A 22,341-nucleotide genomic window follows, 5' to 3' on the forward strand; every position below is an offset into this window, starting at 1 on the left:
TGATGGAGTTTAATGATAATGTTGAGTTCATGGGCAAAGACTTTCTGTTAGAAAATGAAGCAGCCCGACGGCTTTATCATGAGCACGCAGCGATCATGCCGATTTGCGATTATCACTCGCACTTAGATCCAGTCGAAATAGCTCATAATACCCAGTTCGATAATTTAACCCAGCTATGGCTAAAAGGGGATCACTATAAATGGCGTGCAATGCGCTGCGCGGGTGTTGCTGAGCAGCGTATAACCGGAGATGTCAGTGACCGAGAACGCTTTCAAGCATGGGCGGAAACCGTACCCGACTGCTTAGGCAATCCACTCTATCATTGGACGCATCTTGAGCTTAAGAAGCCGTTAGGGATCGACAATATTCTCCTCTCTGCACAGACAGCTGAGGAGATATGGCACCTATCTAAACAGCGGCTAGCAACTCCACAGCTTAGTGCTCAAGGGATTTTGGAGCGCTTTAACGTGCGTACTATTTGTACCACGGATGATCCTGTGGATAGCTTGGAAACCCATCAACGGCACGCGAAGGCGAACACTGGGCCGACTATGCTGCCGACATTTCGAGCTGATGCGGTTCTCAAAATAGAACAGCCAGCGTTTGTCGATTATCTCGCTACGCTCGAAGTTGCCAGTGGCGTGACGATACAGCGTTTCGATGATTTGCTGGCTGCTCTGTACCAGCGTCTCGAACATTTCGAAAGTTTAGGTTGCTGCCTTTCCGACCATAGCCTTGAGAAGCCCGTTTTTGTTGAGCCTCCTGCAGCTTATGAGCTGGATCGGATACTCGACCGCAGAAAGCGCGGAAATGAACTGAGTAGTGATGATGTGCACGGCTTTACCACAGCGGTGCTGCTATGGCTCGGTAAGGAGTATGCACGCCGGGGCTGGGTCATGCAGCTTCACATTGGCGCTTTGCGCGATTTAAGCCAGCGGGGGCGTCGTGACATAGGCGCTAACAGTGGTTTCGATGCGATTGGCGATATCACCTACGCAGAACCTTTAGCGGCGCTGTTGGATGCGCTGGATAGCCAGCATCAACTGCCGCGCACCGTGCTTTATAACCTTAACCCGCGGGATAACGAAATGCTCGCTGGGCTGGCCGGTTCCTTTCAAGGTGATGGAATCCCCGGAAAAGTGCAGTTTGGAGCCGCATGGTGGTTTAACGACCAGCGTGATGGCATGGAACGCCAGCTAACTACCCAGATGCAGTTTGGTTTGCTGCGCCACTTTGTGGGCATGCTGACTGATTCTCGTAGCCTTCTATCGTTTTCTCGTCATGAGTATTTTCGGCGTATTTTTTGCCAAATGCTGGGGACTCAAATGACCCGCGGCGAGTTACCCAACGATATTGACCGAGTTGGCGAGCTGGTTCGTGCGGTGTGCTACCACAATGTGCAGCGCTACCTATTTGAGCGTTAACTTCTTTTTACTTCTTGTGATGGATTTACCATGATCATTAGCGATGCATATTTAATCGTAACGTCCCCAGGCCGCAACTTTGTCACGCTGAAAATTGTTACCGAATCAGGAGTGTATGGGATCGGCGATGCCACATTAAATGGCCGCGAGCTGTCGGTGGTCGCCTACCTGGAAGAACATGTGTTACCAACATTAATTGGTCGCGATGCTAGCCGCATTGAAGATATCTGGCACTTTCTGTATCGCGGCGCTTACTGGCGTCGTGGGCCAGTAACGATGACGGCTATTGCAGCAGTGGACGTAGCCCTATGGGACATCAAAGCAAAGCTTGCGGGTATGCCGCTTTACCAGCTGTTGGGTGGTAAGAGTCGCGATCGGGTGATGGTCTACGGTCATGCGACAGGGCGTGATATTGAAGCATGTCTGGAAGAGGTCGCCCGCCATGTGGATGAAGGCTACAGAGCGGTACGCGTTCAAGCTGGTGTGCCAGGCATTGCCAGCATTTATGGTGTCGCCAAAAAAGAGGGTGAGCCCTATGAACCTGCAGATTCTGATTTGCCCGCAGAGCATGTGTGGAGTACCAGTAAATACTTAAACCATGTGCCTAAACTATTTGCCGCCGTACGTGAGCGCTTCGGCGATGATTTGCACGTGCTACACGATGTTCATCATCGCCTGACGCCCATCGAGGCTGCTCGCTTAGGTAAAGAAGTGGAGCCCTACCATCTCTTTTGGCTTGAAGACTGCGTACCGGCTGAGAACCAGGAGGCGTTTGGTCTTATCCGCCAGCACACCACCACGCCGCTGGCGGTGGGCGAAGTCTTTAACAGCCTGTTTGACGCCAAAGCGTTGATCGAGAATCAGTGGATTGACTATATACGCGCCACTTTAACCCACGCCGGGGGGATCACCCACGTACGGCGCATTGCCGATTTGGCGGGTCTTTACCATGTGCGTACCGGCTTCCACGGGCCAACGGATCTTTCGCCGGTTTGCTTGGGGGCGGCGATTCACTTTGACACCTGGGTACCCAACTTCGGCATCCAGGAGTATATGCCGCATACCAGTGCTACTGACGAGGTATTCCCCCACGATTATCGCTTTGAAGATGGGCATTTCATTGTCGGTGAAAAGCCGGGGCATGGCGTCGATATCGATGAAGAGTTAGCCAAGCAATACCCCTATAAGCGTGCCAGCCTGCCGGTGAACCGGTTAGAAGACGGCACCTTGTGGCACTGGTGAAGGAGTTCATCTAGATGAAAGCATTCCAGGTAAAGGCGCCCCATGACTACCAGGTCGCGGAAGTTGATCCGCCCAAGGTGGCCGCTGGTGAAGCGTTGGTACGCGTAGCATTTGCCGGTATCTGCGGCTCGGATATGCACATTATCCATGGCGACAACGCCTTTGTGCGCTTTCCGCGCATCACCGGCCATGAGTTCGCCGGGGTAGTGGAGGCGGTAGGGGAAGGCGTGGCTGACGTAGCCGTTGGGGATCGCGTGTGCATTGACCCCGTTATCAGCTGTGGTGAGTGCTACCCCTGTCGGATTGGCCGTCCCAACGTGTGCAGTTCGCTTGAAGTGATCGGTGTGCATCGCGATGGTGGTTTTGAAGAGTTTGTGGCCGTACCCGCGGCTAACGTACACCACCTACCTGAGCATATCGGGCTAGACGCCGCTGCCTTAGTTGAGCCTTATACCATTGCCGCCAACGTACTTGATCGTATGCAGCCGCACCCTGGTGATCGACTAATGATTCTGGGCGCCGGCGTTATTGGCCTTACGATCCTGCAAATGGCTTTGGCCAAGGGGATTGAAGAGGTCATCGTCACTGATGTTATTAACGAGCGATTAGTGGCGGCAAAACAGCTTGGGGCAACGCAGGTATTTAATAGCCGCGAGCAGGATGTGGAAAAAGAGGTGCTTGCCTTAACCCAGGGGGAAGGCGTGCCGCTGATTGCCGATGCGGCCTGCGTGCCAGCGCTGTTACCGCAAATGCTGCGTTTAGCGTCGCCAGCAGGGCGCATTGGTCTACTGGGCTTTAGCGTTCAGCCCAGCGAGCTAGTGCAGTTAGAGGTGATTAAGAAAGAGCTGACCCTGGTCGGGTCGCGGCTCAACAACCGTAAGTTTCCGGAGGTGCTAAAGCTAATGGCAAGTGGGCAGTTGGATCCGTTGGCGTTAGTCAGCCACCGGTTGCCGCTAAGCGACATGCCCAGCGCCATCGACATGCTTGACCACCGGCCAGAAGAGGCCCGCAAGGTGCTGATTCAAATCAGTGCTTGAGGGATGCTACTCCAACCCACGCCAACCCACGCGAAATTAATAGCTGCAATAAACAACTAACAACACCTGTGTGCAGGAGAAAGACAATGATCAAACAACTTATCACCAGCGCTGTTCTTGGGGCCGCCATGCTAGGCAGTCACTCACTAATGGCGGCAGACTTTACCCTGCGTTTTGGCCATTTAGCCAATGAGCAGAACATTTGGCACCAGGCCGCTGAGAAATTTAAACAGGAGGTCGAAGCAAACTCTGACGGGCAGATCGAAGTACGCCTCTATCCCAGTGAGCAGCTTGGGAACGAGATGGACGTGATCAACAGTATCCAACTGGGCACGGCGGATATGACTATTACCGGTGAAAGCTTACAGAACTGGGCGCCGAAAGCCGCGATGATGGCGGTACCGTACGCCTTTAGAGATTCCGAACACCTCCATGCCGCCGTTAACGGCGATATTGGTGCTGAGATTGAAGCGCAAATCACTGAACGCACTAACCTGGTACCTTTGGCGTGGTTTGAGCGTGGCCCCCGTGAGCTGACCTCCAATCGTCCTATCCGCACGCCTGATGAGCTGGATGGGTTACGTCTTCGCGTTCCTAACGTGCCGCTATTCGTTGATACATGGCAGGCAATGGGGGCACGTCCAACCCCAATGGCGTTTAGCGAAGTGTTCACTGCGCTGCAGCAAAACACCCTGGAAGGTCAAGAGAACCCGCTTAGTCTGATCGAAAGCGCCAGCTTTAATGAGGTGCAGGACTACGTCAACATGACCGGCCATGTGCGCAGCTGGATCTACGTGGTGATTGGCCGTAACCAGTTGGAAAGTATGCCGGAAGAACTTCAGCAAGTGGTGCGAGACGCTGCTCAAACGATGCAGGAGTATCAAGCCGAGCTTTTCGTTGATGACCAAGCACGTCTTGAGCAAGCGCTACAGGAGCGTGGCATGGAGTTCGTGGAAGTCGATGTCGATGCCTTTGCAGAGAAAGCTCGCCCCGCCGTGCTTGAGGCCTTAACCGAAGAGCAGCGTGAACTCTTTGACGCTATCCAAGACCTGTAAGCTCGGATTTGTGGTCAATTGATAATGACAATGGGCTGGCCGTGCGCCAGTCCATTTTCTAACGATACAAGCAGCTTGCCCATGAGGATACGGTTATGAACTCGGATCACAAAGCGCTTGAACAGCAAGCGTTGGAGAGTCTGGATTCAATGTCGGTGGTGCCTAAATTTAAAGGCCCCATTGGGCGCGTCATTGGCTGGGTGGACACGTGCTTTCTGACGTTGGCTGTTACGGCGCTGATTGCGATTGCCGCCACGGTACTGCTGCAAATTTGTTCACGGCTATTTTTGCCGTTTTCGATAGCCTGGACCGAAGAACTCTCGCGCTATCTGTTTATTTATATGGTGGCACTATCTGTTGGTGTGGTGCTGCGACAGAACCGAAACATCAGCGTTGAGCTTTTCCATCATCTACTGGGGCCGCGCATACAGGCAGCCTTTCAAGTGTTGATCTGTGCGCTGATTGGCCTGTTTGCCTTTTTGGTGCTGCCTTACGCTTGGCAGTATGCGCAAAACGGCGCTTGGCAAACCTCGCCCACGCTGCATGTTCCCATGCTGTATATCTTTTTCTCAACGGTAGTCACCTTTGCGCTTCTCCTGGTTTATAGCTTGCTGGGGTGTCTTGAGGGAATGATCGCAATGTGTCACTCCTCTGCCTCCCTTCCGGAGTCGTAAGCATGGAAGTTATTATCCTCTTTAGCGTTTTCTTGGTTTTGCTCTTGGTGGGAATGCCCATTGCGTTTGCGCTGGGGTTAGCCTCGCTCTCTTATCTGCTGCTTGAAGGCATTTCATTAACCATCGTGCCGCAGCGCATGTATGCGGGTATCGACACCTTCGTGCTGCTGTGTATTCCCGGCTTTGTGCTGGCCGGCAATTTAATGAACGTGGGCAATATCACTGATCATATTGTGCGTTTTTCCAATGCTCTGTTAGGCCACATTCGCGGCGGTCTTGGCTTGGCCAATGTGGCAGGGTCGATGATTTTCGGTGGTATCTCCGGCACGGCGGTTGCAGATTCAGCCAGCATCGGTTCGGTGATGATTCCCGGTATGGCTCGCTCAGGCTATGACAAGCCGTTTGCTGCTGCGGTGACCGCCGCCTCGTCAACCGTTGGGCCGATTATACCGCCCAGCGTACCCATGATCATTGCCGGTTCGCTCAGCGGGATTTCGGTCGGACGGATGTTCCTGGCAGGTGCCGTACCGGGGCTTCTAATGGGCCTCGCCATGATGATTACGGTGTATATTCTGGCCGTTCGGCGTGGGTATCCCAAAGAGCAGCGGGTACCTTTTTTGCAACTGCTGCGCGAAGCCAAAACGGCCTTCTGGGCACTGCTGATGACCGTGATTATTCTCTACGGCATTATTGGCGGGTTCTTTACCCCTACCGAAGCTTCTATTGTGGCTTGCCTCTATGCCTTGGTCGTCGGCATGTATGTGTATAAAGGCCTGTCGTGGAAAAAGCTTCCGGCGATTTTGTCAGACACCGTATTAACCTCTTCGGCACTACTGCTGATGGTGGGGTTAGCCAACCTGTTTGGCTGGATACTCACCAGTGAGCAGATCCCTCAGATGATAGCCTCACTGATTCTCTCCATTAGCGATAACCCGCTCATTGTCTTACTCATCCTTAACCTGATTCTTTTGTTTGTTGGCGCTTTTATGGAGACCATTGCCGCGCTGATTATTCTTTTCCCGGCCTTGGTGGGAGTCGCCACTGGCGTGGGTGTCGATCCGGTTCACTTTGCGGTAATCGCGGTGTTGAACCTGATGATTGGGCTGACAACCCCGCCGGTGGGGGTCTGCCTATTCGTGGTAGCGGGGATTGGCAAGCTACCTATGTTGACGGTGGCAAAAGCCATCGTGCCTTTTTTACTGTGCAACTTGGCGGTACTGTTGTTGGTGACCTATGTCCCCGCGATTTCGCTTTGGTTGCCTAACTTGCTGATGGGAGAGTAGTTGATGATGGCTCCAAAGCTTATTGAAGCAAAGCCAAGAAGTGGTCGGATCGGGATTGTCCATCTGGGGTTAGGCGCTTTTCACCGCGCCCACCAAGCGGTCTATTTAGAACGTTATCGCCAACGCAGTGGCGATGGTGAGTGGGGCGTTTGCAGCGCGAATTTACGCTCTAGCGTTGGTTTAGTCGACGGCTTACGTGCGGCAGGGCAGCGCTATCATGTAGCGGAGTACGCCGATAGTGACAGCGTCACGCTGCGTGAAATTGGCGTTATTGAAGAGACGCTATTCTCGGGCCGTGATGGCGCGGACGAAGGTATGGATAGCTGGGGGCGAGACCGAGAGGCGCTACTGGCGCGAATGGCGTCTGCGGATACCCGTGTTGTTACGTTAACAGTCACTGAGAAGGGCTACTTTTTAAACCCCGCGAGCGGTGAGTTAAAAATCGATGACCCGATGATCATCGGCGATATGGTCTCGCCCCAACAGCCGCGAACTGCCCCTGGACTATTGGTAGAAGCGTTAGCTCAGCGGCGTGAGGCTGGTCTTGCTCCCTTTACCGTTCTCTCTTGCGACAACATGCCGGATAACGGTAAGCGAACACGCCAAGCGGTGGTCCAACTGGCCGAGCATCGAGACGCAGCGTTGGCCAGTTGGATTGCCAGAGAAGTGGCGTTTCCCTGCAGCATGGTGGATCGCATCGTCCCTGCGATGACCGACGCCGATTTTGAGCGCTTAGCGGCACTGGGCGTTTCCGATCAAAATGCCGTGGTATGCGAAGCGTTCACGCAGTGGGTGGTTGAAGATAACTTCCCCCAGGGTCGACCCGGCTGGGAAGCTGAGGGGGTTGAGATGGTGGCAGATGTGGCGCCGTTTGAAACCATGAAGCTGCGCATGCTCAATGGCAGCCACTCCTTGCTTGCCTATCTGGGTGCGCTTGCAGGTATCGAAACGGTTTATGACGGCATCAATCACGTCGATCTTCGGGCGCTGCTGCGCCGCTATATGCTTGAAGAAGCGGCGCCTACACTTGAGATGCCCAAGGGAATCGATTTAGACGCTTATGCTGACTCGCTGCTGGCACGCTTTGCCAATGACAGTTTGCGTCATCGTCTGCAGCAGATCGCTATGGATGGTAGCCAAAAGCTTCCACAGCGCTGGCTTTCCGGCGCGCTGGAACGTAGTGCCGCTGGTCAAACTTCGCCCTGCGTGGCGCTGGGGGTGGCGGCCTGGATTCGCTATACCGCGGGTCAAGACCTGCAAGGAAATAGTTACCCCGTGGATGATCCGCTAGCCAAGCGCTTTGCAGAGCTGCACCAGATGCATGGTAGCGATCCCCGCGCGCTGGTAGCGGCCTATTTAGCCATGGACGATGTGGTGCCCAACGCATTGGCACAAGACGATGCGTTTGCACAGGCGGTGCTGGTGGCATATCAAACACTCACCCAGGGCGGGTTGCGTGAGGCACTAGCGGGCTTATAATCCCGTTAAGTTCAAAACCCCACTGATTGAATCAATCAGTGGGGTTTTTTAGTGCGCACTAATGGCTAACGATTAGCGAGGTGCAGCGGGCGCTTCAGCGTTCGTGAGAGTCGGTTCGGGCACTTGCTCCATACGCTTGCGCTCTTGGTCAAGAATTGCCAGTGCCTGGGCAGAAGTCACGCGTGAGGCGGGCGTCACTAGGCTTACAATCACACCCGCTACCAGCGCTACTAGCACAGCGGGGATGCTTGGGTTACCCCAGAAGGCTGTCCAGTCGCTATTGGCAATAATCGTTAAGGAGGTCACCGAGGCGCAAATTAACGTGGCGATGGCACCTTGCCAGTTATAACGTGACCAGAAACGGCCCAGCATGGCACTCACAAACAGTCCTGACAGAATCGTCGAGATCATACGGGTGATGTAGGTGATGACATTGTCTGAGGCCAGCGCGAACAGCAGCGCCAGACCAATGGTTGCCACTAGCGCAATACGCGAGAAGCGCACTACATTTCGCGCTGAGGGCGTGCGGCCCGTTGCCAGCACATATAGATCGCGAATCAGCGTGGAAACACCGGCAATGGCATCGGAGCTCGCGCTAGACATCGTAGCGGAAAGACCCGCTACCAATAGCAGTAGTCCTAATCCTAGGGGCATAATTTCAGTGGCCAGGAAAGGGAAGGCGAAGTTGCTATTTTCAAGCCCAGGGTTAAGGGCGTGGGTGGCCATACCAATAATCGCGGGAATGATCGAAAAGCCCAGGTAAAGAACGCCGGTGATTAAGAACGAGCGGCGTACCGATTTGACTGATTTTCCTGAATAAATGCGCTGACGAAAGGAGGGCGTAGCAAGCACGCCAATGGCAATGACGGCAGCCAGTGACAGCGCTGGCAGCGCACCAATTTGACCAATACCCAGAAAGCTAGTGGCCCCCGCATCCATACCTGCCGTAAGGCCTGAGAAGCCGCCAACCTCCACTAGCGCCAGCACCGCCATCAAAATAAAACCCGCAAACAGCACAACCGCTTGAATGGTGTCAGTCCAGATAACCGCAAAATAACCCCCTACCACGCAGTAAATGCCGAAGCCTAACGCCACCAGAATACGTGCGGTGGTTAGATCGATATCCGCCATCCAGGAGAGGTAGAGACCACCGCCAAGAATATGCGCGCCCAACCAGCCTATACAGGCAATATAGATAAGTAGCGCGACCACATTACGTACCAGCCGATTCGCACCGACGTAATAGGCGAGTTCCTCACTCATGGTCATAAAGCGAAGTTTACGTACGGGAGCAAAACAGACCGCGAGCAGTAGAATACCCACGGCGCCTCCAAGCCCGTATAAGGCACCCGCCCAGCCGTTGGCGTAACCGAACCCAACGGCGCCCATGCTGGAGCCGGTGCCCACCATGGTCGCGACCGTAGTACCTACGGTGAGAAATAGCGGTACGCTTCGCCCGCCGAGTAGAAAGTCGTCGCCGCTGCCCCGTTTGTGTCTTGAAATCCACCAGCCAAAAACAATCATGGCGACAATGTAGAGCACGAAGGTAATAAGGAATAGTTGGCTGTTCATGTTAACCTCTTATCGTTGTTTATCCGGCCGTTGCCGCGGCCGAAGGTAGGCAATGGAAGCGATTACCGCGGGGCTTTTTATCCTAATCACGCGGTAATCTGGCGCTGCGCCCTTGCCGGGGTGCGGCGCTTTTTTTTGGGTACTTAAAGCTGGGTGTCTAGACGCGATCAGCGCGGAAGCACTTCACGTCAACCTCGACTTTGCAATCCACCACCAGGTCTTGAACGCTGCAGATGCGTGCCGGTGGGTTGTCGCCAAAGACCTCCTTAAACACCTTGTTGAACGAGGTGAAATAGCGCGCATCGGTGAGCACGGTGGTGACATGCACGACGTCTTCAACGCCGAAACCTGCTTCTTGCATGATGGCCAGGCAGTTATCGAAGGCGAGGCGGGTCTGCTCAACAATGCCGCCTTCAACGACTTCGCCGTCGGTCATGGGTGTTTGTCCGGAGACGTATAGCCAGCCACCTGCCTCTACGGCGCGGGCAAAGGGCAGTTTCTGACCGCCGGTGCCTACGCCGCCTTCCGTGCCGTATCGAGTAATGCTCATGATGTTTGCTCCTTGTTGGGTTGAAAGGTGGGGATCGATTGAGAAATGCGTTCTGTTCTGCGCAGCATCCTGCCCGCGCGTTGGTCTGAAATTGCGCCTTGGTGATAGGCGATTTTGCCGTTCACTATGACCATTTCGATGCCTTTAGCGGCCGCGATGGGGGTCTCGTAATTGGCCGTATCTTCAAGCATCGTCAAATCAAAAAGGGTGAGGTCTGCGTAGGCGCCTATGCGGATCACGCCGCGATCCGTTAAACCGAAATTGGCTGCCGAAAGACTGGTCATCTTGCGTACCGCTTCGGCCAGTGGCATTAGCTTTAAATCGCGGCTGTAGTGGGCCAGCACACGCGGAAAGGCTCCCCAAAGGCGCGGGTGGGGGTGCGGGTCGTTCGGTAATCCATCGGAACCCACCATGGAGAGCGGATGCGCTAACACTTGCTGCATATCCGCTTCACTCATGTTGTGGTAAACCGCCCCCGCCGGCTGTAGCTGCTTGGCCGCATCTAACAGTGATACCCCCCATTCGGCGGCGATCTCTTTTAACGGGCGACGTGCCTGCTCAGGGTGCGGTGTCGACCAGGTAATGGTGATCTCGATTTCGTCTGTGACCTGGCCCAGATCGAGAGTGGAGGAGCCTGCGGTGTAGGGGTAGCAGTCGCAGTGGGCATGCTGGTGCTGGGCGGCAGACTCCAATTTACCCAGCGCTTTACCAGCGCCTCCCCAATTGCCCGCGCCTGCGCATTTAAGGTGCGAGATCACCAGAGGCACCTGGCCATTGCGAGCGGTGGAAAATGCTTCGTCCATGGCACCCAGCAGGCCCGCAAACTCATCTCGAAGATGGGTGGTATATACGCCGCCTGATTGGCCAACGGCTGCCACCAGTGGGGCCATCTCGGCGGTCGGCGCGTGTATCGCGTTACGATAGGCCAGCCCTGAACTAAGCCCTAGGGCGCCCTCATCCAGCGCTTGGCTTAGCAGCACCTCCATTTGTGCAATTTCTTCAGCAGTGGCAGGCCGGGCAAAGCTGTCCATCACCTGGCTGCGCAGACTGGTATGCCCCACCAAGGCGGCGACGTTAATACTGGGTGCGGCAGCGTCTACGGCGTTGGCATAGGCGCTGAAGCTTGAGTAGCGGAAGTCTTCTAGCCTGCCCAGTAAATTCATGGGATCGGGGACTTCGCTGGCGAGTGTCACGGGGCTCGCACTGATCCCACAGTTACCCACCACCACCGTCGTTATTCCTTGTGTCAGCTTCGGCAGCATCTCTGGGGTACGAATGACATTGGTGTCGTCGTGAGTGTGGACATCGATAAAGCCAGGCGTCAGATAGCGCCCTTCGGCGTCAATCATGGTGGTGGCGGTGGCGTAGGGCATGTCACCGATGGCGCAGATACGCTCGCCTTGAATAGCCACATCGGCACGAAAATGGGCTGCGCCGGAGCCATCCAGTACGCTGGCGTTACGAATCAGCAGGTCGTAAACCATCTTAATCTCCTAGTGGCTGGCGGTTGTCGCCACCGCGATGGTCATCGAGGCTAAGCTTGAGACGACGCAATTTAGTCCGTGAACGCTCTCGGTGGCGCATGGCAAGTTCAAGCGCTAACACATCGATGACCGCCAGCATGGCGTAGCGGGAAGCTGAAGGGTGATAGATGAAGTCGGTTTCCCGCGAGGTAATCGGGAGCACAATGTCGGATGTATCGGCTAAAGGAGAATTCAGGGCGGTGATGGCAATCACTTTTGCGCCGTACTGCCTGGCAATTTGTGCCGACTCCACCATCTCCGGGGTATAGCCAGTGACCGATAGCACAACCACTACGTCATTTGGCTCAAGGGTTGACGCTACCATGCGGGGTAAGAGTGCTTGAGGGTAAGCGCAGATCGCATAGCCAAGACGGACTAAACGGAATTGAAACTCTTGGCAGAGAATGCTGGAACCGCCCCCTGCGCCAAATACCAATATCTGGCGCGCTTTATCCAGCTGTTCGACCGCGCCTGCCACATCGGCCTGGGCGAGCAAGTCACGGTTAAGCGCGAGGGTTTGTGTGGCAATGTCATACACCACGCTTGAGCTGTCTTCGGGGGTCGCTTCTTGTATAAAACGGCGACCTGCTGCTAAAGCGCGTGTTAAGCGCGTTTTTAAGTCACGCACGTTAGTACAGCCGATAGCGCGTGCAAATCGGGTGACACTGGCATCACTTACCCCCGCGCGCTGGGCGATGTCACCGATGCTTGCTTCGGTGACAAACTCGATGTCAGCAAATATCAGCTCGGCGACTTTTTTTTCAGCTTCACGCAAGGCAGCAAAGTCAGTGGTAATACGTGACAAGATGTCGATTTCCTGGCTCACCGTGGACTCCTAATGGTTGCCTGATTTAAAAAGTATGTTAGTTTCTAACCTTAAGTCAATAGTTGTGAAAGTATCTAACATAGATGCTTTATTAAAAAAGAGGATATGGGCGAATGCAGACAATGGCGTTAGCGATGGATAAAGGCGGTGAGGAATTGGGATCAAACCTTCTATCAGGTGTCAGCCTTCCCGCCGCCGTGGTGCATGAAGGCCCACTGGCTCATAACGTAGAGTGGATGCAACGATTCGCAGAGGCTCACGGTGCTCGCTTGGCGCCCCATGGCAAAACCACCATGACGCCCGCGCTTTTCCATCGACAGCTCCAGGCAGGTGCGTGGGGTATCACACTTGCCACTGCGCCCCAGTGTCGTGCGGCTTTCGCCAATGGCGTTACCCGAATATTGATGGCGAACCAACTGGTGGGTCAGGCAAATATGGCCATTATCGCCAGTCTGATCGAACAGGGCGCTGCGTTTTATTGTGTGGTCGATAGCCATGAGAATGCGCGCCAGCTCGGGCGCTTTTTTGCTGAGCGGGGCTTGACGTTATCGGTGCTTATTGAGATAGGCGTGGAGGGTGGCCGCTGTGGCTGCCGCAATCAGCAGCAAATTCTTTCGCTGGCGGAGGTGATTGCTAGTGAACCAGCACTTTCTCTGGTGGGCCTGGAGGGCTATGAGGGTGTGGTTCACGGGGATAATCCCGAATCTGGTATTCGTACCTATGCTAAATACCTGGTGGATGTTGCCGTAGAGCTCGAAGCTGCTGGACGCTTTGCTGAAGAGAACCCGATTGTCACCGCGTCAGGTTCCGCCTGGTATGATGTGATTGCAGAGGCCTTTCAGGGCGCACCGCTTCAGGGAAGATTTACCCCCGTGCTACGCCCAGGTTGCTACATCGTCCACGACCATGGGCTTTATCGTGAAGCGCAATCAGCGGTATTAGGCCGCCGGCCGGATTTGCAGCAGGGGCTTGAGCCTGCCCTGGAAGTCTTTGCCCAGGTGCAGTCGCTTCCCGAACCTGGGCTTGCCATTGTGGCGCTAGGTAAGCGTGATATCGGTCATGACCAGCTACCTATTGCCCTGCGTCGGTTCCGGGAAGGAGGTGACCCCTCGCAGCCATTGCCGGTGACTGGTTGGGAAGTGACGAAAATTATGGATCAGCACACCTTTGTGGGCCTTCCGGAAGGGGCTCAAGATGTCGAGGTCGGTGATATTGTCGCGTTTGGCGCCTCTCATCCTTGTTTAACCTTCGATAAATGGCGCCAGATATTGTTAGTGGATGATCAACTAAACGTTAAAGAGCGTATGGCGACCTACTTTTAGCGCCCTGTTATTGAGAAAACCGTTATAGAGAACATCATTTAGCTCGTCGTACCTGCTGGTAGGCGCCCACCAATAGCCAGTGTCAGGGCGTCTGCCAGCTCCCCTAGCTGTTCCCGGCAGCGGTCGATGCTGGGAACTTCCCGATGCATCGCTTCTGGAATCAGAGTGAGATAAGGGATGGTGATAACGGCTTCGATAACGTCATGAACCCCAAAGACAGGGAAGCTGATATTGGTTAACCCTTGGACTTGAGGGCTTGGCCCCACGTGGTAGCCCTGCTGGCGAATCGGATCAAATAGCGCCCGCGTTCGGTCAACCTCTTGTTGCGTTGCATCGCTGGCGGCGAGAATGCGCTCCCGGCGTGGCTCATCCAGAAAGGCCAGCATGACGGCCCCAGAACCGGAGCCGCATATATCGATGTTGGCCCCCAGGCGCAGCCCAAAGCCCATCTTGTCGGGGTTTTCGTACTGGGCCACTACCAATAGATGGCCAGGACGAGCAACGCTAAGATGACACGACTGGGAGATTTCATGGCACAGCTCTTCCATGCGCGGTAGTGCGGCCTGTACTAACCGCTTGGTGGGCGGGAAGCGGTGGGCCATCTCAAACATCTTTAGCGTTAGCTGATAGCGGCTACCGCTATCATCCATGCTGACGTAGCCACGATCTCGCAGCACCATCAGCATGCGGTACATCTCATTGGTTTTACGGCCGATCTGTTCGGCAATCGCTTGGGTGCTTAGCGGCTGGGGAGATTGGGCAAGCAGCTCCAAAATATCCAACCCTTTCTCTAAGGCAGGGGCGTGGTACTGCGTTTCAGCCTTCTCCTTCATTCAAGCTCCCTTACGTGATTGCCAATCGCTCGTTGATCGTGGCGTTAACCAAAACGCTTGGTTAGCGTGCCAGCCAGCCGCCGTCTACCGCCAGGGTATGTCCATGCACGTAGCGGGCGGCATCGGAGCATAAGAATATCACAGCGCCGGCTAAGTCTTCTGGCGTGCCCCAGCGTCCGGCGGGGATTCGGCCAAGAATTTCAGCATGGCGCTGGGGATCGTCGCGCAATGCTTGGGTGTTGTCGGTGGCCATATAGCCAGGGGCGATGCCATTAACGTTGATGTCATGGCCCGCCCACTCATTGGCGAGCAGGCGCGTTAAGCCGAGAATGCCGCTTTTGCTGGTGGTGTAGGAGGGCACGCGAATGCCGCCCTGAAACGACAGTAATGAAGCGATATTGACGATCTTGCCCGGCGCTTTGCGCTCGATAAGGTGTTTGGCAACCTGCTGTGCGAGAAAGAAAGCGGCTTTTAAGTTAACGTCAATGACGTCATCCCAATCTTGCTCTGAAAATTCAACGGCTGCTGCCCGGCGAATAATCCCCGCATTGTTGACCAGGATATCCACCTTGCCCGCTTGCGCGATCGCCTGTGAGACAATCTCGCTAGGCGCTTGGCTGCCCAGCTCCGCCGTAATGTCGTAAAACTGGCGCCCTAGGGCCTCGACCTGCTGGCGGGTGTCATCAGCAGGGCTGCGGTTGACCCCCACGATATCGGCACCCGCCTGTGCCAGTGCAATGGCAATTCCCTGGCCCAACCCTTTGTTGCAACCCGTCACCATGGCAACTTGTCCGTTCAGCGAAAATAGCTTCATTGGTCACTCTCCCTGGGTAGTGGTTTAGCGCAGCTCTTTAGAAGCGATAAAGTCCATATCATCGTAGGTCAGGTTTTCACCGCACATACCCCAAATAAAGGTGTAGCGGCGAGTGCCAAAGCCGCAGTGAATCGACCAGCTGGGGTGAATCACGGCTTGTTCGTTGGCAACCACGATATGCCGGGTCTCTTGGGGTTCACCACACAGGTGGAACACCACATCGTCTTCACTCAAGTCAAAGTAGAAGTACACTTCCATGCGCCGTTCGTGGGTATGGCAGGGCATGGTGTTCCACATACTGCCGGGCTCTAACTGGGTAAGCCCCATGGAGAGCTGGCAGGTATCCAGTACATCGGTATGTAGGTACTTATTAATGGTACGCACATTTCCGGTTTCGGGGTCGCCAAGGGTGGTGGGCGAGGCATCTTCCGGGCGGATATGGCGAAGCTGGTAACGTACATGGGCAGGCGTTGAGTTGATATAAAAGCGCGCAGGCTTGGTCGCATCGAGGCTCTCAAAGCTGACTTCACGGCTCTCTTTGGGAATATACAAGCCGTGGTGGGTGCCCAGCTCGACCGTTTCACCGTCGACAGTAATGCGCCCGGGCGCGCCAATGTTGATAACGCCCATTTCCCGCCGCTCTAGAAAATAGTCAACGCCAAGTTCTTTGCCACCGCTCAGGGTAAGCGGTGAATCAGTGGGTACCGCGCCACCGACAATAATGCGGTCAACGTGGCTGTAGGTTAGCGACAGTTGCCCAGGCTCCATAATCTTGGTGACCAGCATTTTGTCACGCAGGCCCTGGGTATCGAGGGTTTTAAAATGATCGCTATGAAGCGCTTGGCGAATATCCATATGAATTTCCTTTAATAGTAAAAGTAAATGGGCTCACGAGAACAGCGTGAGCGGCCACAGGGTGATAGCCGGAAAGACAATGACCAGCAGTATCACCAGGAGATTTGCGAGCAGGAACGGCAGGGCGCCGCGGAAAATACGCCCAATCGAGAGGCCAGTGATGGATGAGCAGACGTTCAGGCACATGCCCACCGGCGGCGTGACCAAGCCAATAGCCAAGCCACTGATCAACAGGACACCAAACTGCACAGGTGAAATATTGGCCAGGGCAAGCACCGGCAGCACCACTGGGGTAATCAGCAAAATCGCGGGGGTCACATCAATAAAGGTGCCGATCAGTAGCACGGCAGCTGCAATCACCAGCAGAAGCAATATCGGGGTAAGATCCAGCCCGCCTAAAAAGCCTGCCAACAGCTGGGGAATCTGCTCCATCGAGAGAATCCACACGTACAGCTGGCTCATGGCAATAATGATCATCACCGTTGCGCTGGTCATTACGGCAGAGCGAAACAGTGCGGGCAGTTCACGCAGTTTGAGGCTTTTAAATACCACCAAGGCCAGAAACAGCGCATAGCCCACGCCTAACGCGGCGGACTCAGTGGCTGTAGCGACACCGCCGACCACCGCACCCACTACAAACAGAGGAATTAATAGCGCGAGTACCGCACGCTGAATCACCTGGCGGCGCTGTTGCGGGTTTAATCCTGCGTGGGCACGGGGGTAGCCTTGACGACCGGCCATTAGCGCAATGATGCCCATCATCAGCAGGCCAATGAGTAAACCTGGCACAAGGCTCGCCATAAACATGGTGCCGATAGACTGCTGCGCGGTAACAGCGTAGATCACCATGGGCACACTGGGAGGAATGATCATGCCCATGGTGGAAGATGCCACGGTAATACCGCTGGCGGTTTCTACGCTGTATCCCTTGCGTGCCATCTCCGGAATCATGGCGGAACCCACCGACGCCGTATCAGACACAGAAGAGCCCGATATGCCGCCAAAGATCATCGATGTCGAGATATTGACGTGCCCCAGCCCACCTGGAAAACGGCCTACCAACATCAAACAGAAGTCGATCAAGCGAGCGGTAATGCCTGAGGCGTTCATCACCAGCCCCATCAAAATGAACAGCGGCAGGGCAATCATGGTGTACAGATCCATACCGGACAGTACCCGCTGGGGCAGCACGCCAATCAAGCCTGGTTGCATGATCAAAAAGTAAACCAACCCCGAAAGCCCTAACGAGTAGGCGATGGGTACCCCAATCAGCAACAGCACCATCAGGCTAACAAGCAGTAAAATCATGCCTGGCCCTCCTGCGCGTCTTCTCGTTGAGCGGAGGGCCGCTCGCCACCCATTAGCACCGCCAAAGAAAATAGAATGACCAGTAGCGCGCCAATGGGGACACTGATTTGCACTACCCAATTAGGCACATCCAGCACGGCGGAGCGGAAACGACCCACTTGCCCAATCCAGCTGATACTGAGCCATGCCAAATAGCCATTGAATAACATCACAAGACAGTGGCGTAAGCGGTTCAGCCAGACGGCTATTGCCGAAGGCAGTGCATCCACAAGCACGCTGATACGGATATGCTCGCCGCGCAAAATGGCGACCGATGCCCCCAGTGCGGTGGAATACACAAATAGAAAGCGCATCACTTCTTCAGCACCGGCAAAGCCAATGCTGAATACGTAGCGCAGTATCACCAGTGCCAAGCAGAGCAGGAAAACCGCCGCAATTAATGCGGCGATCAGATTTTCCAGCAGGCTAGCGAAGCGGCGCATTACCCGCATCAAGGCGGTATCTTCCGCCATCGGCTGCGCCAGTGGAGGTGGATTCATTACTCCAGTACCTCGGCTTGATCAGTCAGGGCGAGCACTTGCTCTAACTGCTCCTGGCTAAAGTCACCACGCTCAACAAAGTGCTCCCAGACAGGAACGACGGCATCTACAAAACCTTGGCGGTGTTCGTCGGCGATGTCATTAATGCTCATGTGCTCGCCAAGGGTTTCGAGGTAGTTGGCTTCGGAGGCTAGCCAAATTTCGTTGGAGCGCGTCATCGTCTCCTGAGCGACGTCGTCGACGATCATCTGCAACTCTTCAGGTAGCTGGTCGTACCACTGGGCGCTGATAAAGAAGGGGTCAGGATGGATTTGCCAGTTCAGTAATGACATGTACTCCTGAGCTTCATGGAATTTCATATCGGCGATATTGGAGGGCGGGTTTTCTTGCCCATCGACCACGCCTGTGCGTAGCGCCATATAGGTTTCGGTGTAAGGCACTTGCTGGGGGGAGGCTCCCAGCGCTTCAAACGCCCGCAGCGTGGGAGCCAGTGGCGGGGTGCGAATCTTCAAGCCACGGAGGTCATCAACTTGATTAACGGCGCGAACGTTATTGGTTAACTGGCGCATACCGCCTGCAACGCCGGTCACCGGTATATGCAGCTGGCTTTCACGTGCGCCTTCATTAATGGCCTGGCCAAGCTCGCCCTCCATTACGTCAATAGCCTGCTCCGGCGTGGTGAACAGGAACGGCATGGTATAGATCAGGTAGGCGGGGTTAGCTTGGGCAAACAAACCACCGCGATAGCCCTGAATAAGCCCCATTTGAACTTGCTGAAGTACGTCCTCCTCCTTCCCCAGGGTGCCATTGAAATAGAGTTCGACGGCGATACGCCCATCACTGCGCTCTTCAAGCGCTTCTTTGAAGTAGCGCATGGACTCAGAACGCGGCGCCTCATCGGTTTGCGAATGAGCATACTTGAAGGTGAAATCGGCAGCTTGGAGCGACGTGGTGAAGCCAATAGCGAGGCTGGCCATCATTAAGTGGGTTAGGCGCATGGAAGGTTCTCCGTTTTATTGTGATGTTCTTGTTGCGATGCGATAGCTGTTTCTCAAATATAAAATCTGTTTTTATATTTGATGTGAGGCCAAGCTTAACGTCATTCCTGCATAGGTCAATGCTTGGGCTATGCGACATTGGTCGCGATGCATATTTTCAGTACAGAGTGAGGGGGTTATAAGCACGCAGGCGGTGTCGTCGGCAGGCACGGGAAACATGCCTGTCGAGGGCGGGCGTTGGAGAGTTGATTAGCGGCGGTTAATCAGTTAACCAAGCAACCGCGATCAGAAGTGTAGGCGCGCAATGGCGGTGGGAAGCTCGCTGGCGTGGTGGATACCAATCGCCCCTTCGGGGGTGAGTTCTTCATTAGGGAAGTGGTTGAGGTGAATCACGTGCATGCCCGCCGCTAGCCCCGCTTCCACACCCACCGCCGCGTCATCGATCACCACGCACTGCTGAGGAGCATGGCCCATAGCGGCGGCAGCTTTACGGTACAGCTCGGGGTCGGGTTTCCAGACATTGAGGGTATAGGCGCTAAAGAGCTTGTCAGCAAAGTGATGGCCTAGTTCGGTGCTTTCCAGCGCACAGCGAATTTTGCGCTCGGGGCCATTAGAGACCACGGCCTTGGGGTGGCTACTTAACTGTTCCAGTGCGGCGACCATACCAGGAATCGCCACCAGCTCGGCACGCATACGGGCTTCCATACGCGCCCGCATACCTGCCTCAAGCTGGGAAAATGCATCTTCTGCTAATGTTTGAAAACGCTTTTCCAGGGTTTGGACGATCGTCTGGAAACGCACCCCGCGAAATTCATCCATATACTGACGCGCTGAAAAGGGTAAGCCGAATTCGGGAAGAATATCCCCCATCACCTCGGCAAGCAGTATTTCGCTATCCACCAAGGTGCCATCGCAATCGAACAGTAAGCATATTGACGTGGAGGGGGGCGCGGCAGGCTTCATTGATAGGTTTCCTCGTTGACTAAGCTAATTGGCCGCTCACCCTGGAGTGCTAGACGAATATTATCCACCGCTCGCTGGGCCATGGCGTCGCGGGTTTCATGGGTTGCAGAGCCGATATGCGGCAGGGCGACCACATTGGGCATCTTCGTCAGCGGTGACGCAGCGCGTAGTGGCTCCTGCTCAAATACATCCAGCCCTGCTGCTTGAATAACGCTGGTTTCCAAGGCGTGTATTAAGGCGCTTTCATCGACGACTTTGCCGCGGGCGATATTGATAAAAATGCCTGAAGGCTTCATCAGCGCAAACTCTTGGGCACCGATCAAATGCTCGGTCTCGGCGGTAAGCGGCACAGTGACACAGACGAAATCGGCTTCAGCCAATAGCTCGTTGAGTTCGCGGCGCTGCGCACCAAGCTCACTCTCTAAATCGGGCTTGGGTGAAGCGTTGGAGTAGAGCACCTGCATACCAAAGCCCAGGGCTCCGCGCCTGGCAACGGCTTGACCGATGCGCCCAAACCCCACCATGCCTAGGGTTTTACCATGCACATCGCTGCCAAACAGTGCCGGGCCAATGCTGGCTTGCCATTTGTCCGCTTTGACCCACTCGGCTAGTTCAACCACCCGGCGCGCCGCGGCCATGATCAACGCAAAGCCGGTGTCGGCAGTGGTTTCGGTAAGCACATCAGGCGTATTGCACAGCATAATGCCGCGCTTAGTAAGTTCATCAACAGGGATGTTGTCGTAGCCAACAGAGATGGTCGCTATGACTTTCAAGTTGGGCGCTGCGTCCAGCAACTGGGGGGTAATGGCTAAGCCGGAACCGATAATGCCGTGTGTCTCCGCTAATAGAGCGCGATTTTCAGGGGCATCAAGCGAGCTGGTTTTCGGCAACACATCCACTTCAAACAAATCGCTAAGTTCAGTCTGTTGAGCGTCGCTGAGTCGTCCTTGAATCACTAGACGTTTTTTCATTGTTATCTCCATGGTGAAAAGCCTGTTATCTAAAACCTGTTATTTAAAACCTGCTATTTAAAAAATAGTGTGTGGCGATTAGCCAATGGGTTGGTCGACTTCAAGCGCTAGTAGTTGCTCGCGATTAGGCAGACCTTCCATATCACCCACTACCTGGATGGCTTGGGCGCCAATGAGGTTGCCGCGTTGGGCGGCTTGACGCGCCGTTCTTCCGTCAAGCAGAGCGCTAATGACACCGACGGCGAAGCCATCGCCTGCACCTACGGTATCCACCACCTCAGCAACGTGGCAACCGGCCACTGTAAAGCTCTCTTCTTGCCCATCCAGGTTGCCACGGTAATAGCTACCTTCGGGGCCCAGCTTGATGATCACAGCCGAGGCACCTTGATCCAGATAATAGCCTGCTATGTCGTAAGGCGTCTTCTGCCCGGTGAGAAGCTGGCCCTCTGAAAGCCCAGGCAACACCCAGTCGGCGCGGCTGGCGAGTTCATTAAGGGTCGACCGCATAACGTTTTCGCTAGGCCAAAGTGACGGCCGCAAATTGGGGTCAAAGGAAATACTAGCGCCGTGGGCGCGGGCCCCTTCCATCAAATGATGGCTAAGTTGGCAGGCGCTTTCAGATAACGCTGGGGTAATGCCCGTCGCGTGAAGGTGGTTAAGTGCCTGAAAGTCGACATCCCGGGCGTCCTCAATAGTGAGATGGCTGGCGGCACTGCCACGTCTAAAATATTCAACTCGCGGGTCGGCGCCGTTCTGGGCACGTTCTTTAAAGAGCAGCCCGGTGGGGTGCTGTGCATCGGCGTGAATATAGCGATCATCGATACCTTCCGCTGTTAATGCCGCCTGAATAAACCCTCCAAAGCTATCGGTTCCCACTCGACTTAACCAGCCCACGTGGAAACCCAGCCTGGAGAGGCCGATAGCGACATTATTATCGGCGCCTGCCAAGCGGCGGTGGAAACGCTCAATGTTGGATAAGTCGCCTGGTGAATCAGCGACAAACATAGCCATGGCTTCGCCGAAGGTGAGAATTTCTGGTGGGTTAGAGAAGGAGTGGGGCATAGTCAGTAATC

The 22,341-nt window shown here is 54.9% G+C and carries 21 protein-coding genes; 8 read left to right on the top strand and 13 right to left on the bottom strand.

The genetic code is table 11. The features are described from left to right. Window positions 1-2 precede the first annotated feature (2 nt). The 7 genes from uxaC (at window position 3) to HALTITAN_RS15820 (ending at window position 8,194) form a co-directional block, all read left to right on the top strand. Complete coding sequence (gene uxaC, locus HALTITAN_RS15790; protein WP_035539127.1) at window positions 3-1,424, top strand: glucuronate isomerase; 1,422 nt, start codon at window positions 3-5, stop codon at window positions 1,422-1,424. A gap of 30 nt (window positions 1,425-1,454) precedes the next feature. After that, the gene (gene manD / locus HALTITAN_RS15795) at window positions 1,455-2,666 is read left to right on the top strand and encodes a D-mannonate dehydratase ManD (protein ID WP_009287703.1); all 1,212 of its coding nucleotides are present in this window, start codon (window positions 1,455-1,457) and stop codon (window positions 2,664-2,666) included. 14 nt (window positions 2,667-2,680) lie between these two features. After that, entirely contained in the window at window positions 2,681-3,703 is a 1,023-nt protein-coding gene (locus HALTITAN_RS15800) for a Zn-dependent oxidoreductase (RefSeq protein WP_009287704.1), read from the top strand. Between the two features lie 86 nt (window positions 3,704-3,789). Next, window positions 3,790-4,758, top strand: a complete 969-nt coding sequence (locus HALTITAN_RS15805; protein ID WP_022524048.1) for a TRAP transporter substrate-binding protein — start codon at window positions 3,790-3,792, stop codon at window positions 4,756-4,758. A gap of 95 nt (window positions 4,759-4,853) precedes the next feature. Then, complete coding sequence (locus tag HALTITAN_RS15810) at window positions 4,854-5,432, top strand: TRAP transporter small permease (RefSeq protein WP_027959013.1); 579 nt, start codon at window positions 4,854-4,856, stop codon at window positions 5,430-5,432. Between the two features lie 2 nt (window positions 5,433-5,434). Next, window positions 5,435-6,715, top strand: a complete 1,281-nt coding sequence (locus tag HALTITAN_RS15815) for a TRAP transporter large permease (RefSeq protein ID WP_022524046.1) — start codon at window positions 5,435-5,437, stop codon at window positions 6,713-6,715. A 3-nt stretch (window positions 6,716-6,718) separates the two neighbouring features. Continuing rightward, window positions 6,719-8,194 carry a mannitol dehydrogenase family protein gene (locus tag HALTITAN_RS15820; RefSeq protein ID WP_027959014.1) on the top strand — a complete coding sequence of 492 codons (1,476 nt, stop codon included), beginning with the start codon at window positions 6,719-6,721 and terminating at the stop codon, window positions 8,192-8,194. A gap of 72 nt (window positions 8,195-8,266) precedes the next feature. Here HALTITAN_RS15820 and HALTITAN_RS15825 read toward each other — a convergent pair whose 3' ends face one another. From HALTITAN_RS15825 to HALTITAN_RS15840, 4 genes are all read right to left on the bottom strand, one after another. Then, a complete protein-coding gene (locus HALTITAN_RS15825; RefSeq protein WP_009287706.1) occupies window positions 8,267-9,766 on the bottom strand; it encodes a sodium:solute symporter family protein in 1,500 nt (499 codons plus the stop codon). A 157-nt stretch (window positions 9,767-9,923) separates the two neighbouring features. Further along, window positions 9,924-10,316: a RidA family protein gene (locus HALTITAN_RS15830; protein ID WP_022524043.1), complete on the bottom strand. Its 393-nt coding sequence runs from the start codon at window positions 10,314-10,316 to the stop codon at window positions 9,924-9,926. Then, window positions 10,313-11,800 (bottom strand): N-acyl-D-amino-acid deacylase family protein, encoded by a 1,488-nt coding sequence (locus HALTITAN_RS15835; RefSeq protein ID WP_009287707.1) that lies wholly within the window; start codon window positions 11,798-11,800, stop codon window positions 10,313-10,315. Before HALTITAN_RS15835 ends, HALTITAN_RS15830 begins: the two co-directional genes overlap by 4 nt. 1 nt (window position 11,801) lies before the next feature. Next, window positions 11,802-12,665 (bottom strand): MurR/RpiR family transcriptional regulator, encoded by an 864-nt coding sequence (locus tag HALTITAN_RS15840; protein ID WP_009287708.1) that lies wholly within the window; start codon window positions 12,663-12,665, stop codon window positions 11,802-11,804. 113 nt (window positions 12,666-12,778) lie between these two features. On the opposite strand from HALTITAN_RS15840, the gene HALTITAN_RS15845 reads away from it, so the two are divergent. Further along, on the top strand, window positions 12,779-13,987 hold the full coding sequence (locus tag HALTITAN_RS15845) for an amino acid deaminase (RefSeq protein ID WP_027959015.1): 1,209 nt from the start codon (window positions 12,779-12,781) through the stop codon (window positions 13,985-13,987). Between the two features lie 38 nt (window positions 13,988-14,025). Here the strand turns inward: HALTITAN_RS15845 and HALTITAN_RS15850 are convergent, their stop codons facing one another. The 9 genes from HALTITAN_RS15850 to HALTITAN_RS15890 all read right to left on the bottom strand — a co-directional run bounded on the left by HALTITAN_RS15850 (window position 14,026) and on the right by HALTITAN_RS15890 (window position 22,330). Continuing rightward, a complete protein-coding gene (locus HALTITAN_RS15850) occupies window positions 14,026-14,820 on the bottom strand; it encodes an IclR family transcriptional regulator (protein ID WP_009287709.1) in 795 nt (264 codons plus the stop codon). 61 nt (window positions 14,821-14,881) lie between these two features. Then, window positions 14,882-15,634: a 2-dehydro-3-deoxy-D-gluconate 5-dehydrogenase KduD gene (gene kduD, locus HALTITAN_RS15855; protein ID WP_009287710.1), complete on the bottom strand. Its 753-nt coding sequence runs from the start codon at window positions 15,632-15,634 to the stop codon at window positions 14,882-14,884. Between the two features lie 24 nt (window positions 15,635-15,658). Then, window positions 15,659-16,489: a 5-dehydro-4-deoxy-D-glucuronate isomerase gene (gene kduI, locus HALTITAN_RS15860; RefSeq protein ID WP_009287711.1), complete on the bottom strand. Its 831-nt coding sequence runs from the start codon at window positions 16,487-16,489 to the stop codon at window positions 15,659-15,661. A gap of 33 nt (window positions 16,490-16,522) precedes the next feature. Beyond that, complete coding sequence (locus HALTITAN_RS15865) at window positions 16,523-17,797, bottom strand: TRAP transporter large permease (RefSeq protein WP_027959016.1); 1,275 nt, start codon at window positions 17,795-17,797, stop codon at window positions 16,523-16,525. Beyond that, the gene (locus tag HALTITAN_RS15870) at window positions 17,794-18,336 is read right to left on the bottom strand and encodes a TRAP transporter small permease (protein ID WP_027959017.1); all 543 of its coding nucleotides are present in this window, start codon (window positions 18,334-18,336) and stop codon (window positions 17,794-17,796) included. The genes HALTITAN_RS15865 and HALTITAN_RS15870 overlap by 4 nt, the downstream gene beginning before the upstream one ends. Next, window positions 18,336-19,334, bottom strand: a complete 999-nt coding sequence (locus HALTITAN_RS15875; protein ID WP_009287712.1) for a TRAP transporter substrate-binding protein — start codon at window positions 19,332-19,334, stop codon at window positions 18,336-18,338. Before HALTITAN_RS15875 ends, HALTITAN_RS15870 begins: the two co-directional genes overlap by 1 nt. 285 nt (window positions 19,335-19,619) lie before the next feature. Further along, window positions 19,620-20,297: an HAD family hydrolase gene (locus tag HALTITAN_RS15880; RefSeq protein WP_027959018.1), complete on the bottom strand. Its 678-nt coding sequence runs from the start codon at window positions 20,295-20,297 to the stop codon at window positions 19,620-19,622. Continuing rightward, window positions 20,294-21,268: a 2-hydroxyacid dehydrogenase gene (locus HALTITAN_RS15885; RefSeq protein ID WP_022524033.1), complete on the bottom strand. Its 975-nt coding sequence runs from the start codon at window positions 21,266-21,268 to the stop codon at window positions 20,294-20,296. The genes HALTITAN_RS15880 and HALTITAN_RS15885 overlap by 4 nt, the downstream gene beginning before the upstream one ends. A 78-nt stretch (window positions 21,269-21,346) precedes the next feature. Beyond that, window positions 21,347-22,330 (bottom strand): sugar kinase, encoded by a 984-nt coding sequence (locus HALTITAN_RS15890; RefSeq protein ID WP_027959019.1) that lies wholly within the window; start codon window positions 22,328-22,330, stop codon window positions 21,347-21,349. Window positions 22,331-22,341: the final 11 nt, after the last annotated feature.

Source organism: Vreelandella titanicae BH1 (assembly GCF_000336575.1).
Taxonomy (GTDB): domain Bacteria; phylum Pseudomonadota; class Gammaproteobacteria; order Pseudomonadales; family Halomonadaceae; genus Vreelandella; species Vreelandella titanicae.

Excerpts from the sequence above, each read along its gene's own strand:
- uxaC (WP_035539127.1), top strand. The coding sequence starts at position 3 with ATGGAGTTTAATGATAATGTTGAGTTCATGGGCAAAGACTTTCTGTTA.
- manD (WP_009287703.1), top strand. The coding sequence starts at position 1,455 with ATGATCATTAGCGATGCATATTTAATCGTAACGTCCCCAGGCCGCAAC.
- HALTITAN_RS15800 (WP_009287704.1), top strand. The coding sequence starts at position 2,681 with ATGAAAGCATTCCAGGTAAAGGCGCCCCATGACTACCAGGTCGCGGAA.
- HALTITAN_RS15805 (WP_022524048.1), top strand. The coding sequence starts at position 3,790 with ATGATCAAACAACTTATCACCAGCGCTGTTCTTGGGGCCGCCATGCTA.
- HALTITAN_RS15810 (WP_027959013.1), top strand. The coding sequence starts at position 4,854 with ATGAACTCGGATCACAAAGCGCTTGAACAGCAAGCGTTGGAGAGTCTG.
- HALTITAN_RS15815 (WP_022524046.1), top strand. The coding sequence starts at position 5,435 with ATGGAAGTTATTATCCTCTTTAGCGTTTTCTTGGTTTTGCTCTTGGTG.
- HALTITAN_RS15820 (WP_027959014.1), top strand. The coding sequence starts at position 6,719 with ATGATGGCTCCAAAGCTTATTGAAGCAAAGCCAAGAAGTGGTCGGATC.
- HALTITAN_RS15825 (WP_009287706.1), bottom strand. The coding sequence starts at position 9,766 with ATGAACAGCCAACTATTCCTTATTACCTTCGTGCTCTACATTGTCGCC.
- HALTITAN_RS15830 (WP_022524043.1), bottom strand. The coding sequence starts at position 10,316 with ATGAGCATTACTCGATACGGCACGGAAGGCGGCGTAGGCACCGGCGGT.
- HALTITAN_RS15835 (WP_009287707.1), bottom strand. The coding sequence starts at position 11,800 with ATGGTTTACGACCTGCTGATTCGTAACGCCAGCGTACTGGATGGCTCC.
- HALTITAN_RS15845 (WP_027959015.1), top strand. The coding sequence starts at position 12,779 with ATGCAGACAATGGCGTTAGCGATGGATAAAGGCGGTGAGGAATTGGGA.
- HALTITAN_RS15850 (WP_009287709.1), bottom strand. The coding sequence starts at position 14,820 with ATGAAGGAGAAGGCTGAAACGCAGTACCACGCCCCTGCCTTAGAGAAA.
- kduD (WP_009287710.1), bottom strand. The coding sequence starts at position 15,634 with ATGAAGCTATTTTCGCTGAACGGACAAGTTGCCATGGTGACGGGTTGC.
- kduI (WP_009287711.1), bottom strand. The coding sequence starts at position 16,489 with ATGGATATTCGCCAAGCGCTTCATAGCGATCATTTTAAAACCCTCGAT.
- HALTITAN_RS15865 (WP_027959016.1), bottom strand. The coding sequence starts at position 17,797 with ATGATTTTACTGCTTGTTAGCCTGATGGTGCTGTTGCTGATTGGGGTA.
- HALTITAN_RS15870 (WP_027959017.1), bottom strand. The coding sequence starts at position 18,336 with ATGAATCCACCTCCACTGGCGCAGCCGATGGCGGAAGATACCGCCTTG.
- HALTITAN_RS15875 (WP_009287712.1), bottom strand. The coding sequence starts at position 19,334 with ATGCGCCTAACCCACTTAATGATGGCCAGCCTCGCTATTGGCTTCACC.
- HALTITAN_RS15880 (WP_027959018.1), bottom strand. The coding sequence starts at position 20,297 with ATGAAGCCTGCCGCGCCCCCCTCCACGTCAATATGCTTACTGTTCGAT.
- HALTITAN_RS15885 (WP_022524033.1), bottom strand. The coding sequence starts at position 21,268 with ATGAAAAAACGTCTAGTGATTCAAGGACGACTCAGCGACGCTCAACAG.
- HALTITAN_RS15890 (WP_027959019.1), bottom strand. The coding sequence starts at position 22,330 with ATGCCCCACTCCTTCTCTAACCCACCAGAAATTCTCACCTTCGGCGAA.